The sequence below is a fragment of the Arcobacter roscoffensis genome (assembly GCF_024267655.1).
GTDB classification, from domain to species: domain Bacteria; phylum Campylobacterota; class Campylobacteria; order Campylobacterales; family Arcobacteraceae; genus Arcobacter_B; species Arcobacter_B roscoffensis.
Map to the genome: position 1 here is coordinate 1155183 of NZ_CP100595.1, position 14320 is coordinate 1169502.

Below are 14320 nucleotides of genomic sequence, written 5' to 3' on the forward strand. Positions count from 1 at the left end.
TAATAGTATCAATTTTTATTCTTTAAAAACTATACTAAAACAGCAACCTTTATAAGTTATATTATTATATACAAATTCTTTATTAAATACATTAATTTGTGCATTATGTCTTTGCCTTAAGACTCTGTCAACTATGGCAAGGCCTAAGCCTGTACCGTTTGATTTATGTTTTGTAGTAAAGTAGGGTTCAAATATTTTATCTATGATATTATCAGGAATCCCAAGGGCACTATCGTAAATCAAAAGTTCAAGTTCATTTTTATGTTTAACTGTCTTTATAAAAATAAATCTATCACTTTCATTTTTTACATTTTGTTTTAGAGCATCTTTACTATTATTTATGATATTTATAAAAGCTTCAATTAGTTCATTTTTATTTCCATAAATTTTATAATCATCAATATCTAATATAGCTTGAATATAGTTGTTTTTAAGAGATGCCTGAACTAAAGTTAGAGTATCTTCAATAACTTCTTTAATTGATACTTGTATTATCTCATCTTTATTGCCTTTAATAAAGTTTCTAAAGTTGTCAATTGTATTTGAAAGGTATTTTGCTTGTTTCATAATACTATCTACACAAGTATCAATATCTTTTTGTTCCAAAGTGTTTAGTTGTGATTGAAGTTTTAAGCCACTTGCATTCATAGTTATAACACTTAAAGGTTGTCTCCATTGATGGGCAATATTACCTATCATTTCTCCCATGGAAGCTAGTTTAGATTGTTTTTCTAAGGTTTTTTTACTTGTAATGTCTTTTATTGTTAGTAAAAAATTATCTTTATTTGGTAAGGAAGAGATACAAATGCTAACTATTATTCGTCTATTCTCTTTTACTAGAATACTTTTTTCAAAGTATTCACTATGTCCAAGTTTTGAAGCATTATGTATAGCATTTAAAAATTTAGTTTTATCTTCTTTTATAATTAAGTCTATATAACATAAGTTATTTATCTCTTCTTTTTCATATGTAGTTAATTTTATGAAAGCATCATTGAAATTTAAAATTTTAAAGTTAAAATCAATAATCACAATACTATCTTGAGAGTAGTTAAATATTGATTCAAATTCATTTTTTTGTTTTAATATTTTATCTTGAAGTTCTTTTTCTTTTGTAATATCTCTAAACGAACTATAGGTATATGCTTTATGATTAATTTTTATACTAGTAATTTTAATTGATACATCAATCAGTAAGCCATCTTTTGTGATATATTTAGACTCAAAACCCATTGGGCTTTTTAAATCTTTTTTTATATTTTCTTTTATTTGCTCTTTTTTGTGAATTGCTTCAAAATCCCAAACATAAAGATTTAAAGCTTCTTTTTTTGTATAACCCAGTACTTTACAAAATTCTTTACTTACCTCAATAACTTTTGCATTTTCATCAACTATAAAAATAGCATCAGAGGATTGTTCTAAAAGTTTTTTATATTTTACTTTTTCTGCTTCTAAAGTGTCTTGTAATTTTTTTATTTCACTTATATCTCTAGCTATTCCTAAAATACCAGATAATTCATTGTTTTCATCTAGCATTTTTGTTTTGATTGTAAGGCAATACTCTTTATGCTTATCATTTGAAAATGTTAACTCTTCAAAGTTTGATACGGGAATATTGCTATTCATAGCCTCTAAGTCATGCTTCCTAAAAAAGTCACCTAACTGTTTATCTACAAAATCATAGTCGGTTTTTCCTATAATTTGTTCTTTTTTTGCTCCAAAAAACTCTTCAAATTTTTTATTACAATTAAGATAAGTTCCATCTTTATCTTTCATCCAAAGTAAGTCAGGAAGAAGATACAGAACAGAATCTATGTTATTTGCTTTTTTTGCTTTATACTCATTTGTAATATCATTTAAAAATAAAACATAAAAGCCATTTTCAATATTTGCATTTGCTTTTATATGTTTATGTTTCTTTTTTTTATCAGTTATTGTAAATATTGGAAGTTCAAAGTTGTTATTTGTATTTGTGGAAAATACTTTTAAAATTTCTTCTAAATCACTTTTTTCAATAAGGTTTTGAAATAAAATATTATTTAATAGAAATTCATTTTTATCATAAGATGTTAGTGTTTTTATATTTGCTGATACGTTTACTATTTTTTTTAAATCTTTGTCTTCAAAAACTATTGCTGAAGTAGGGCAGTTGTTAAAAAATTGGCTTTCGATAATATTGTTAATGTTATCCAAGGAAGTCATAGTAAGAGTCACTTTATAATAAATTATTTTAATATACTATTTTATCATAGTTTAATAAAAGTGTAGTTAAATACTTGAGATTATAAAGTTAAAATTAAAGTTTTTGATTGTTTTGTTTTGATTATTTAAAAGGTGGTGCGAATGGTGAGAATCGAACTCACACTCCGAAACCGGAATGGGATTTTAAGTCCCACGCGTCTACCTATTCCGCCACACTCGCACACAGTGTATAATATTTTTAAGTGGTGGTTCGAGGCAGAATCGAACTGCCGACACAAGGATTTTCAATCCTTTGCTCTACCGACTGAGCTATCGAACCATTACTTAAGTGGTGGTGAGGGAAGGATTCGAACCTTCGAAGCCGTAGGCGGCGGATTTACAATCCGCAGGATTTGACCACTCTCCAACCTCACCATTGAGATATAAAATAACATACTTAGTGGATGGGGTAGAGGGATTCGAACCCCCGAATAACGATACCAAAAACCGTTGCCTTACCACTTGGCGATACCCCATTCCGTTTAAGTGGGTGAAATTATAATAGGTTGTTTATTAAAATAACCTGAAATTATTTCAAAATTTAATTTTTTTTCGAAATAAGTAAAAAAGACTATTTTTATATAATCTTTTTTACTTATAAGGTGTTGCAACAGGTGGGAATTCTTCAAAAGATTTCTTGATTGCTTCACTTATTGTGTTCTTATTTTTGATATTTTGCATTGGATTTGAGAATTGTAAGTACTCAATTGCACCTTCTTTTGTTTTTTCTTCTTTAAAAACAAAGGCTTCTTTCTTTCCAAGTTTTAAAACATTTTCATATAATAGCTTTGCATAATCATTTATATAAGGGAATTCTTTTTGACTTATCTTATCTCCCCATGCAAAAAATACAAACTTTCCGTTTGGTATTAAATTCGCAGCATCTAAATACATAATATCTCTATCAAACTCTGTGTTTTGGAAAGAATTGTATTTTTCTAAATCTGAATTAAACTTCATAAGAAGCGAAGAAGCATCAATATTTGATTCAACTAAGTTAAATAAGTTTTTGAACTCTACAATTTTACCTTTACATTTCTCTTTCATAGCTTGTTTAAAGATAGTGATATAGTTTTCACCTTTTATTTCTACAAAATCACCCCATTGATCAAAGTCTTGCTCTAAAAGGTACTTATTTGAATCATAACCTACAGGAGTTACAATTGGATTATATAAGTAAACTGTACCTATAATATTTTTCTTTCTATCTTTGTTTGTTTTAATTTTCTGCTTTAAGTCTTTTACTGTGATGATATCATCTTCATCATAGTTGAAATACATATAGCTTGAAGTTAAAAAAACTTCTTCATATTTAGTCTCAAATGTTCCAAAATATTGCATTTTTTTCCTTATTTATTTATGTTTGAATGTTATCTAATTTCTTTTTTATATATTCTTAGGTTAGCACACTCTTTGATTAGTTCCTCATAGTATTTTGTATTAGAATACTCTTTGTCTAATTTTTCAAAAAACTCACCATAGCCATTTTCTAGATATTTTTTATAGATTTTTGATTTTGAGTATACCCAAAATCTTTCAGGCTCATAGCTTTCTTTGGCTGCTATATAGTAAGGTTCTCTTTTTTTAGAGAATTTTATATCAAAAGAGGCTAGTTCTGATTTTGCTAACATATAAACTATTTTTGCTCTAAATTCTTTGTTTTTTGCGTATTTTAAAGCTTTTTTATAGTGTTTTATTGATAAATTTATTTTTTTCTCTTCCAAATTCTTTTCTTTGAAAGAATAAACACTTCTATAAACAGTTGTTAAACTATTTGAGTTTCCAAAATAACTTAAGTTATATAAGGCGTTTGCATATAAATAGTTATCCATGACACTCTTTGGGTTTAAATCTATTTGCTTTTTTATTTCTAGTGTTTTTTCTAGAAACTGCTTAGTTGTATAAGTGTATTGTTTACCTTCTCTATTATTTCCTTTGATATTTACATTAAATGGATTAAATCTGATTTTTTCATTTAAAATATTTGCATTTATATTAAGAGCTTTTCTAAATTGCAGATTATTTATAAGTAGTTTTGTATTTGTATCTTTTAGATTTTTTGATAAGACAAAACTCTCTTTTTCTTCTAAAATATAAGCTCTTTTTTTATGCTGTTTTATAAAGTACTCTTCAAGTTTTGTTTGGGGCTTTTTATTTATAAAGGCTTTAAACTCTTCTAAGCTTTTTAAGTCAAAAATAGTTGGTCTTAAATAGTTTACACTTGCACTTAAAATCATTTTTAACTCATCATTTTGGGCTTTATAAAGCTTTTCTAGTTTTTTGAAAGTATAGTTATGAATAGAATCAGTATTCAAACATTTACCTTCGTGTTCTTTTAAAAGTTGTGACATTTTTTTATAAATAATATTTTCATCTTCTAAATTTACTTTTTTTAGACTATTTAAATATATTAAATAATTTAAAGTTCTTGTTTCATGATTGCTATTTGTTTTTAGTAGTTTTTCTGAAAACTCTTGAGCTTTTTTGATGTTTCCATCATATAAATAAAAGTATGATAATGATAAATCAATCAAATACATATCATCTTTTGAAATAGACTCTAAAAAGTTAATATACTCTTTTATTTGAAAATCTCTTTCATATAAAGTATGTTCATCAAAAAAGTGTTGAGTATTTAAAAGCTGTCTATAAAGCAAAAAGTCAAACCATTTAGAATTAGGATTTAATTCATATAGATTTTGAAGCTCTATTAGTGTGTTTGCATTTGCATTTAAGGCTCTAAGAGTTATAAACTTCTCTTTTTCTTCTTCTGATTTTGCTAAACTTTTTAGCTCTTCCCAAAGTTCATTTGTGTTTATATGATAGAAGTTATAAAAGCTTAATTGCCAGTTTATTTTTGATTTATCAAAGAGTTTTGTAAAGTTATAAACACCTAATGCTATTTGTTTGTCTTTTATTAAAATCCCAGCATATAATGCTTCAATCCAGTCTTTTACAATAGTTTTAGACTTGCTGTCTAAAAGATATTTATAGTTTTCAAAAACTTCTAAAGCATTCATATTTTTATAGTGAGTCAGTCTAAGAGCTAAATAAAAATATCTTAGTTTTAAATACTCAGAGTCTACTTCGTCTATTTTTTTTAAAGCTTGGTTTATTAAAACTTGTGGGTCTAGTTTTTCTTTTTTCTTTTTGTAGTAATAGTAGTGAGGAACTACTAAAGATTCTTGTTTTTCTACAAGGTTTAGATAGTCTAAAACCTCTTGATTTTTTATAAGGTTTAGGCTTTCTCTTTTATATACTATTTTTTCAATTTGCTCTAAAGTAAGACTGTTTTTAAACTGATTTTGCCACTCTTTTAAGTTGGCTTGTTTATTTCTTTTTTCATAATCCCAATGAATTTGATTGTAGATAGCTGAGTCTTTTAGGTTTCCTGAATTATTAGAAAATGGAAGTTCTCTTTGCTCTAAAAATACAAATTGTTTATCATGAAAACTCCAGCCAGAAGCACAAGCAAAAAGACTTGTCGTAAAAAGTAAAATAAAAGAAAGTATTTTCAAAATCATAAATTATCCTTGATTAGATGGTTTAAATTATATCTATTTTTATAAGAGTATCTATAGAAAATGATTTCATTAAAAGGCTTTTTGGCTAATGAAAAAAAGTCATTTATAGCTATAGCCAAATCTTTTTCTAAGCTTTGCTCAAACCTAAAAATATCACCTTTGTATATGTACTTTTTTTGAAAATACATACTTTTTTTAGCTCTATAAAAGTTTGTATCTATTTTGCTAAAGTTCTCTTTAAAGTTCTCTTCTTTTAAGCCTTCAAATATATCTAAAGGCATATTTCCTCTAAATCTAATGGCTTGATTATATAAAGGAAGTGCAAGTTTAAGTCTTAGAGGATATTCATCAAAGTTATAGTGGTATTTTTTAGCAATAATATTATCTAAAATAGAATTTTTAGTGTTTATATCTGTGATACTTGACATATTGTAGTACATCAAAACACCATAATCAACAGGTGGTACTCCTGTTTTTGCATAGTATTTTATTTGATGAAGTCTTATTGTAACACTTAGTTTTTTATTAGATTTAGTTTTTAGCTCTTTTAATAAATCAAAATAGTTTGCTTTATTTAAAAGTGACCAGTCGCAATCTATTTGAAGCTCAGAAAAATCATAAGCTTTTGTTTGCTCCAATATAAGTTTACTTATGTTTTTGTAGTTTATATTTTTCATAGCTTCGTTTGTGATATAAACTGTAGGGATGAACTTTTTTGGTGCTTTCTTTATAAATCTTGTTTTTTCAAACTCTAATTTTTTTGAGTATGAGATATCTAAGACTTTTATATAAAGTTTTTCTTTTACATTCTCTTCTTTGAAGCTATTTTTCCAATGATAAAAAGATACTTCTATTTTAGGCTTTTGAGTGAATATAAAATATGAACATACAATAGCTATCAAAACAGCTATTAATATCAGTAATTTAGAAGGCATCGACTTTTTTTACTCTATTTTTTTTAAGCCATTCTTCTTGTAGATTTTTCATTTTTTTATCACTTGTTTTTTTAGCATATCTAGGTTTTGCTATTGAACTTACGGCATCACCTTCTTTGTAAGTATAGTCAAGGTTTAAAGAGGCTAAATCGATGGCTTTTTTTACTCTTGTAGCTGCCACATAGTAGATGTTTAACTCTTCATTTATTCTAAGATAAGATAGTTTACTTTTGGGATTACTAATCTCTTTTTTTGTAATAAAGTCATTTGTCATCAAAACTTGTTCATACTCTAAACCTTTTGATTTATGAGTTGTTGTGAAAATAATATCGGCTTCTTCTTTTTTTGTGGTAAGTCTATCTTTGATTTTTTTGTTTATATCAAAGATATTATCTCCATAGGTATTGATAAACTTTATAATATTTAAATAGTCTTGGTTTTTTGTATCTTTTGCAAACTGTTCTAACTCATAGATTGATTCAAAGTCTTTGATTTCATCTAGTGTAACTTTGTCGTTTTTTTTCTCTTTTAGATAAAAAATAGAGTAAACAGTCTGATTCATAAATGAATAAGAGTTATATCCACCCTCAAAGTAAAACTTTTTATCTGAGTGAATATGCTGTACTAACTCTTGCATAAGACCAAAGGTTGATCTTGCAATAATAGTATATTGTTTATCCTCATCAATACAGTTTCTATGAAAAGAAGTTTTTGAATCAATACCTGAAATACTTAAAGGTTTGGTACTATTTTTTTCATAAAGGCTATTGATTCTTCTTTGTAAGTCTTTTGCGTATTCATCTGAAAATCTAAAACTTTTTGTAAGATTGTAACTTGGTAAATCTATTTTATTTAAGGCATTTATGGCGTATCTAAAAGAGTATATTTGCTGAAAAGAATCCCCTACATAAACCCTTCTACAGTTTTGTGATTCAACTATTCCTATCATCACATCTGAAATATCTTGGGCTTCATCTACTAAAATCAAGTCATATCCAAGGTTTGAACTGATTTTTTTATTTAGGTAAAACATCTTTAGATAAAAGTCATGGGTTGCATCTATTTGTTTGTTTTTCATAGATGATAAGATGTGTTTTAGGTGGGCTAAAACCCTTGAAGTATCTTTGTTTATAAGCTCCAAAATCTTAGCGCTTAAATCAGATTGTTTTTTATAGTTTTCTATTAGTTTTAAATCAAGTGCTATCAATGAACTATTACAATAAAAGTTTACTAAGTCTTTCATAAGCGCAATATACTCAGGAATAGGGTAGTAGTTGTTTCTTTGGTTTACTGTTTGCTCAAAAGAGCATAAAACTCTCTCAATTACTTGTACTTTTAAATCATGGGCAAGAGTGTATCTATATGCTTCTATTTTATTGTAAGCAAGAGAGTGAATGGTACTTATACTCATGTTTGATAGTTCATATTCACTTAGCTTTTTTTGAATGGTTTGTTGAAGAGATTTGTTGTATGCTAGATATAAAATTTTTAGATGTCTATTTTGTTTTGCGTACTCTAAAAGTGTAGTGGTTTTACCACTTCCTGCAACAGCATTTATTTTAAAAGATGGCTCTTTTGAGTTTATAATCTCTTCTTGTTCTTTTGTATAATTCATTTATATTAAGCTAATCCCTCTATCAATATTTTAAATCCTAAAGCTATTAAAATAAAACCACCTAAATACTCTGCTTTATCTTCTAAGTAACCACCTAAGTATTTACCCACATAAACAGCAACTATACATAAAGCAAAAGTTATAAGTGTGATTAGGATTACTGCATAAAAAATATCAGTATTAGAAAAAGAGAACGTAACACCAACAGCAAGTGCATCAATAGATGTGGCAACTGCTAAAATAAAAAGTGTTTTGGTTTTTAAATCTTTTACTTCATCTTCAAAGTCATCTTGCCTTGCTTCTTGTATCATCTTATAACCTAAAAATACTAAAATTACAAAGGCTATATAGTGATCTATGCTATCCACAAAATCTGCAAATAAAGCACCTAAATAGTATCCAATTAAAGGCATCATACCCTGAGCGATACCAAAAAAAGCTGCTATTTTTATAGTGTTTGAAAAGTTTATATTTTTATATTTACTTCCACTAGCTATAGATACTGCAACACTATCCATAGCTAATGCAATTGCAATAAGTACAAGTTCCATTTTTTATCCTAAATTTTATTAAGATTGGAATTGTACTTATTTTATAATTAAAGCAGTGTTAGCTAGGTTAAAACTCTTTTATTTCCGTCTTTTTTAATATTTGAGAAGTTGTCTAAGTAATCAAGGTAAGTAATAAGATATTTTCTACTTAAAGGGTGTCTTTCTTTGAAATTTGAAATTTCAATAAAGCCATCTTCTTGGATTATACTTTTCATTTGTCTTACTATACTATCTAGACTTTCACTATGAATAAAAAGATTATGTTGAAGTCTAATTACAAGTTTTTTTGAAGTTAAAAACTTAAGTATATTATCTCCAAGTTTTCTATCTAAGTCTAAATCATCATAGATATTATAAGGAGCAGTTGGTGTGATATGCTCTTTTTTAAGTCTTTCTAAAACTATATTTTTTAGTTTGTCTTCATAGTCTTCTTCTATATCTTTACTTTTATAAAGTTTGTTGTTTTTAACTAAAAATCCTTCATCAACTAAGTGTGTTAAAGCATCTTCGATGAAGCTTTCACTTGCCCATTTGATTCTAAGATTTATAGAAGCTGGTGAAAGTAGGGCGTATTTGTTTTTTGTATAAATCTCTTTGATAAAGTCAATAATAACTTGTTTTGTTTCAATAGGATAAATCGTAAGTTCTTCTTTATCTATATATACATTTTCTAAATTATTAGCAAACTCGATTGCCTCTTCATGGCTTAAAGCAAATCTTTGTGAAGATGAAATAAGACCTAAACCTTTTTTATGGGCTTCAAGAAGTTTTTTATAAGCATAAGTAAAGTTCTCTTCTTTTAGAGCTTCTAAAAGTTCTCTTTTTTGGTTTTTTTTCATAGGATCTGCGATAGGATTTAGAACCTTTCCACCTGCAATAGTGTCATTTCCTAATCTTAGGATAATCTTTTCACCAAAAATAGTATATAGTTTTTCATCAGCTTTTATAGTAGCAAAGCCTTCTTTTAAACTAGTCGTAGAATCAAAAAGTAAAACCCTAACTTCAAGCTTTTTAGAACCTATGAAAAGTGTATATTTTTGATTGTGTTTTAACTCTTTTTGTTTTAAAGTATTAAAAGAAATATCAATCATATCAAAGCCTCTTAAAAAGCCTTTTTTACTAAGTAAATCACCTTTTTGAATAGAATTTGCATTTATACCTTGTAAGTTTAAAGCAGCTCTGTTTGAGATGTTTGCTTCAATGGCATTTTCATTATGAACTTGGATGTTTTTTATTTTGATTTGTTTTTCACTTTGACATAAAAAAACTTTTTCATTTAATTCACAAGGTTTCCCTAAAACTGTACCAGTTACAACAGTACCTATACCTTTTGGAGAGAACACTCTATCTACATAATACCTAAAGAAGTTTTCTTCTTTTTTTGCTTTGTTTTTTATACTAAAAAGTTTATCTTTTAAAGTCTCTATTGAATCAGGCTCAAAAACAGATACAGCTTGAATAAAATTTATATCAAAATCATACTCTGAAAAAAACTCTTCTATTCTTTTTTCTTGTTTCTCTAACTCATCTTGTGATACTAAGTCTTTTTTCGTTATCACAATAACTACATCTTTAATACCCAAAAGATTGATAATCTCAATATGCTCAACAGTTTGTGGCATGATACCTTCTTGGGCACTAATAGCAAACATAACGCAGTTAAATCCAAAAGCACCTGCAATCATATTTTTGATAAGTTTTTCATGTCCTGGCACATCAATAAATGCTATGTTTTGTTGACCTTTAGAAAGATTTGAAAAAGATAAATCAATAGTGATACCTCTTTGTTGTTCCTCTTTTGTAGAGTCACCTTCATAGCCGTTTAAAGCTTTGATTAAAGCAGTTTTCCCATGGTCAATATGTCCTGCTGTTCCTATAATAATATTTGACATTAGTTAAAAACTCCTCTTATAATCTCTTGTATTTCTTTTATTTCATGTTCTTGAATACTTCTAAAATCAATTAGAACTTTTTCATTTTCTATTCTTATTATCAAGTTTTGTTTTCTAAGAAGTTTTTCTATTTTGTTTGCTTTATAGTCTTTGTATTCTAAAGTAAGGGCAATTGTTGGTATCTTTTTGTTTGGAGTAGTTCCTCCACCTATTAAAGATTGTGTTTTTATAACTTCACACTTACAAATATCTTCTATACTTTGTTTTAGAGTATTTGCTCTTTGCTCTAAAGTCTTAACATCTTCATGTAACATCTTTAAAGTAGGAATGTCTTGTGTTTGACCTTTTAGATACGAAGTAAGATTGTCTTCAAGTATTGCTAAAGTGATTTTATCAACTCTTAGCATTCTTAGAAGTTGGTTTTTTTTGATTTTTGCTATTAGCTCTTTTTTACCAACTATGATACCAGCTTGAACTGAACCTAAAAGTTTATCTCCTGAGAAACTAAGTAAGCTTGGTTTATGTTTCATATATTTTATAAGTGATGGTTCACTTAAGTCAAGATTGTAAGGTAAATCTATCATATGACCACTCCCCATGTCATAGTAGTCTATCACATCATGTTCTTGGGCTACTTTTATGATCTCTTCATAAGAAACTTCTGATGTAAAACCTTCAATAGAGTAGTTTGACTTATGAACTTTCATAAGCATAGATGTATCTTCATCAATAGCATTTTCATAGTCTCTAAGGTGAGTTTTGTTTGTAGTACCTATCTCTTTTAGTTTTGCACCACTTTGGCTCATAACCTCAGGAACTCTAAAACTTCCACCAATTTCCACAAGCTCACCACGACTTACAACTACCTCTTTGTTTTTAGCAAAAGTATTTAGTATCAAAAATACAGCACTAGCATTGTTGTTTACAACAACTGCATCTTCACAACCTGTAAGAGCTTGAAGAGTAGATACTATATGCTCATATCTTTCACCTCTTTTTCCCTCTTGAAGAGAATACTCTAAGTTGTTGTATGAAGTAGCAACTTTTTTTGCTCTATCAAAACTATCTGGATTTATCAAAGACCTACCTAAGTTTGTATGTACGATAATACCTGTAGCATTTATAACTTTTTGAAGTGAAGGTTTTGTGATGTCTTGGTACTTTTTAAGTACATCATTTATAATATCATCTTGTGTGAAATCTTGGATTTTTTCATCTAAGATATCTTGTCTATACTGATTTATAGTATCTTTACTGATACTTGTAATCAACTGTTTTGAAAGCTCTTCAAAAGCTTTGTTGTTGACAAACTTGTCAACCTTTGGAAGGTTCTTAAGTAAACCCATATTTACCCTTTCAGATAGTTTTAAAATAAAATGCTGTAAGATTTCAATTCTTTTAAGCGGGGGGTATGTGATCCTGGTGGACACCGCAGGCTTCAACCCTGATCGGAGGTTCGTGTGTACGCGCCTCGGTAGGTTCGATTCCTACACCTTCTCGCCATTATTTAAATGGCTATACTCCCCTTAAAATCATACTTTCTTACAAAATAATTCAGAGATTTTATCTAATATATAATTCATTTTAACTTAATAAAATGGTAAAATTTATTTTACTTTTTGTCAAAATATGCTTTTCTATAAATGTCCAGTTTTTACAAAGATAATAGTTTCTTCTTTTACAAAGGGAAAATGCTCACTTAAATGAGGACTTCTTATCCAAGAACCTTTTGGATAGTTTCCATATTCATCCATAAATATACCTTCTAGCACAAGTATTTCTTCACCTCCCCAGTGTTTATGAGGAATAAACTTTTCATCTTTTGGCCATTTAACTAGTGCTGTTTGAACATCAAGAGGCATTACTTTTAGATTGCCTTGTCCTTCTAACCATTCTGAGGTTTCAGTATCAATAATGATTTTTTGTTCATCAGAAAAATGATTTGTCTTTCTAAAAAATACACAGTTATCATCTGTTTTTACTAAAGATTCATTTTCCTTACTTAGTTTGAGATAAGTTCCTTTAAGAAATTTTCCATATTGGTTTATGTATGTACCTTCAAGAACAAATACTTCTACACTATTTATTTTTGTTTCTTGATTTAAGCTAGAGTTTTTTTGTAGTTTGATTAGAGATGTTTCTTCTTCATCTTTTGTTGATAAAACTTTTTTAAATACATTTTGAGTATCTATTTGCCATTCTAGATTGTTTGTATCTATTAAAGCTTTTTTTTCATAGTCACTATTCATGTTAATCCTAAGAATTTATATCGTTGTTGTATTTTAATCTTTATTTCCTTAGCTTGTAAATAAAAGACTAAAAAATATAAATTTTGATTAGAAAATATACAGAGAATTAATTGATAAAAATTTTGTTTTTATTTTTATAATAAAAATAATTTCAAGAGCCAGTTTTTTGCTTAAAATAACTAATCATATAACGATTAAATTTTAATTAAAATAACCTATAAATTAATTTTTAAAATTTTTAAATAAATAAAATAACTCTCATAATCCCCTTAAATAAGGTGTTTTAGGGATATATAATTAAAGATGACAGGTAGTTTATTCATAGCATTAAGATAGCATTGTAAATTAGACAAATAATACTCCCATTAACTAGTTATTTTTTACAATTATTTTGTTTATTTTATTGGTTTTAGAACAAAATTTAGCTATAATATTATGAAGTACGTAATATACTCAAAAAATCTTAAGGAGATAAACATAATGTTTAAAAAAATTGTACCTATAACTTTGAATAATCACAAAGATTTAAAAGTAAAGCAAATTGATAACTTTAATTTCGTAAGTGATATTCACTTAGCTTCTGTGATGGTTCACGAATTCTCAAGAGCTGCTGCTACATACCCAATCGTTTTCTTAGAAGATAAAGCAAATGATAAATTTAGACCAGTTGTTATGTTAGGACTTGAAGCAGGTGAAAACCTATTTGTTCAAGAAGGTAAATGGAAGGCATCTTACATTCCTGCAATTGTTAGAAGATATCCTTTCGCACTTTCTAAAACAGGTGATGAAGATAGATACGTAATTTGTATTGATGAAGATAGTGAATTTGTTAACAATGACGAAGGTCAAGCTATATTCAAAGAAGACGGTACAGCTGATGAAGTAATGGATAGAGTAAAAAAATATTTAACTGAACTTCAGCAAATGGATTTATTTACTGATAAGTTTTGTGAGGATATGAAGTCTGAAAACATGTTTACACCTCTTAACATGAAAGTTAGAGTTGGTGATGAAATTAAAAATGTTGGTGGAGCTTATGTAATCAATGAAGAAAGATTTAATGACTTAAACAATGAAAAGTTTGTTGAGTTAAGAGAGAAGAAATATATTCCTGTTATTTATTCTCATTTAAGTTCATTAGCTCAAATTGAAAGATTATTGACTTTCAAAGATACATCAAGAGCAGTTACTGAAAAAATCGAAGAAAGATTTGAAGAAGTAAAATAAACAAAAAATCAGAAGATAGTTTATAGTGCACAAAGTTCTACTTTGTGTACTATTAAGTTATCAATCATCAAGAAAAAGGATATATT

General features: G+C 27.5%; 10 protein-coding genes and 5 tRNA genes. 2 read left to right on the plus strand and 13 right to left on the minus strand.

Annotation, left to right across the window (positions count from 1 at the left end; genetic code table 11):
* Window positions 1-15: 15 nt before the first annotated feature.
* The 12 genes from NJU99_RS05690 to selA all read right to left on the minus strand — a co-directional run bounded on the left by NJU99_RS05690 (window position 16) and on the right by selA (window position 12104).
* Complete coding sequence (locus NJU99_RS05690; RefSeq protein ID WP_254577764.1) at window positions 16-2193, minus strand: PAS domain-containing protein; 2178 nt, start codon at window positions 2191-2193, stop codon at window positions 16-18.
* Between the two features lie 142 nt (window positions 2194-2335).
* Window positions 2336-2422 (minus strand) — tRNA-Leu (locus NJU99_RS05695).
* 23 nt (window positions 2423-2445) lie between these two features.
* Window positions 2446-2521, minus strand: a tRNA-Phe gene (locus NJU99_RS05700).
* 10 nt (window positions 2522-2531) lie between these two features.
* A tRNA-Tyr gene (locus NJU99_RS05705) sits at window positions 2532-2616 on the minus strand.
* A gap of 26 nt (window positions 2617-2642) precedes the next feature.
* Window positions 2643-2717 (minus strand) — tRNA-Gln (locus NJU99_RS05710).
* Between the two features lie 115 nt (window positions 2718-2832).
* Entirely contained in the window at window positions 2833-3582 is a 750-nt protein-coding gene (locus NJU99_RS05715; RefSeq protein ID WP_254577765.1) for a hypothetical protein, read from the minus strand.
* A gap of 29 nt (window positions 3583-3611) precedes the next feature.
* Window positions 3612-5765: a hypothetical protein gene (locus NJU99_RS05720; protein ID WP_254577766.1), complete on the minus strand. Its 2154-nt coding sequence runs from the start codon at window positions 5763-5765 to the stop codon at window positions 3612-3614.
* On the minus strand, window positions 5762-6700 hold the full coding sequence (locus NJU99_RS05725) for a hypothetical protein (protein WP_254577767.1): 939 nt from the start codon (window positions 6698-6700) through the stop codon (window positions 5762-5764). The genes NJU99_RS05720 and NJU99_RS05725 overlap by 4 nt, the downstream gene beginning before the upstream one ends.
* On the minus strand, window positions 6690-8315 hold the full coding sequence (locus NJU99_RS05730) for a UvrD-helicase domain-containing protein (RefSeq protein WP_254577768.1): 1626 nt from the start codon (window positions 8313-8315) through the stop codon (window positions 6690-6692). The genes NJU99_RS05725 and NJU99_RS05730 overlap by 11 nt, the downstream gene beginning before the upstream one ends.
* A 5-nt stretch (window positions 8316-8320) precedes the next feature.
* Complete coding sequence (locus tag NJU99_RS05735; protein ID WP_254577769.1) at window positions 8321-8866, minus strand: manganese efflux pump MntP; 546 nt, start codon at window positions 8864-8866, stop codon at window positions 8321-8323.
* A gap of 62 nt (window positions 8867-8928) precedes the next feature.
* Window positions 8929-10758 carry a selenocysteine-specific translation elongation factor gene (gene selB, locus NJU99_RS05740; protein ID WP_254577770.1) on the minus strand — a complete coding sequence of 610 codons (1830 nt, stop codon included), beginning with the start codon at window positions 10756-10758 and terminating at the stop codon, window positions 8929-8931.
* Window positions 10758-12104 carry an L-seryl-tRNA(Sec) selenium transferase gene (gene selA, locus NJU99_RS05745; RefSeq protein WP_254577771.1) on the minus strand — a complete coding sequence of 449 codons (1347 nt, stop codon included), beginning with the start codon at window positions 12102-12104 and terminating at the stop codon, window positions 10758-10760. Before selA ends, selB begins: the two co-directional genes overlap by 1 nt.
* A 58-nt stretch (window positions 12105-12162) precedes the next feature.
* On the opposite strand from selA, the gene NJU99_RS05750 reads away from it, so the two are divergent.
* A tRNA-Sec gene (locus tag NJU99_RS05750) sits at window positions 12163-12261 on the plus strand.
* Between the two features lie 134 nt (window positions 12262-12395).
* Here NJU99_RS05750 and NJU99_RS05755 read toward each other — a convergent pair.
* Window positions 12396-13007: a cupin domain-containing protein gene (locus NJU99_RS05755; RefSeq protein WP_254577772.1), complete on the minus strand. Its 612-nt coding sequence runs from the start codon at window positions 13005-13007 to the stop codon at window positions 12396-12398.
* A gap of 480 nt (window positions 13008-13487) precedes the next feature.
* Here NJU99_RS05755 and NJU99_RS05760 point away from each other — a divergent pair, with 480 nt between their 5' ends.
* Window positions 13488-14234 carry a SapC family protein gene (locus NJU99_RS05760; protein ID WP_254577773.1) on the plus strand — a complete coding sequence of 249 codons (747 nt, stop codon included), beginning with the start codon at window positions 13488-13490 and terminating at the stop codon, window positions 14232-14234.
* Window positions 14235-14320: the final 86 nt, after the last annotated feature.

What these genes read in the sequence shown, in the direction of transcription:
- NJU99_RS05715 (WP_254577765.1), bottom strand. Translation starts at nt 3,582, where the DNA reads ATGCAATATTTTGGAACATTTGAGACTAAATATGAAGAAGTTTTTTTA.
- NJU99_RS05720 (WP_254577766.1), bottom strand. Translation starts at nt 5,765, where the DNA reads ATGATTTTGAAAATACTTTCTTTTATTTTACTTTTTACGACAAGTCTT.
- NJU99_RS05725 (WP_254577767.1), bottom strand. Translation starts at nt 6,700, where the DNA reads ATGCCTTCTAAATTACTGATATTAATAGCTGTTTTGATAGCTATTGTA.
- NJU99_RS05730 (WP_254577768.1), bottom strand. Translation starts at nt 8,315, where the DNA reads ATGAATTATACAAAAGAACAAGAAGAGATTATAAACTCAAAAGAGCCA.
- NJU99_RS05735 (WP_254577769.1), bottom strand. Translation starts at nt 8,866, where the DNA reads ATGGAACTTGTACTTATTGCAATTGCATTAGCTATGGATAGTGTTGCA.
- selB (WP_254577770.1), bottom strand. Translation starts at nt 10,758, where the DNA reads ATGTCAAATATTATTATAGGAACAGCAGGACATATTGACCATGGGAAA.
- selA (WP_254577771.1), bottom strand. Translation starts at nt 12,104, where the DNA reads ATGGGTTTACTTAAGAACCTTCCAAAGGTTGACAAGTTTGTCAACAAC.
- NJU99_RS05755 (WP_254577772.1), bottom strand. Translation starts at nt 13,007, where the DNA reads ATGAATAGTGACTATGAAAAAAAAGCTTTAATAGATACAAACAATCTA.
- NJU99_RS05760 (WP_254577773.1), top strand. Translation starts at nt 13,488, where the DNA reads ATGTTTAAAAAAATTGTACCTATAACTTTGAATAATCACAAAGATTTA.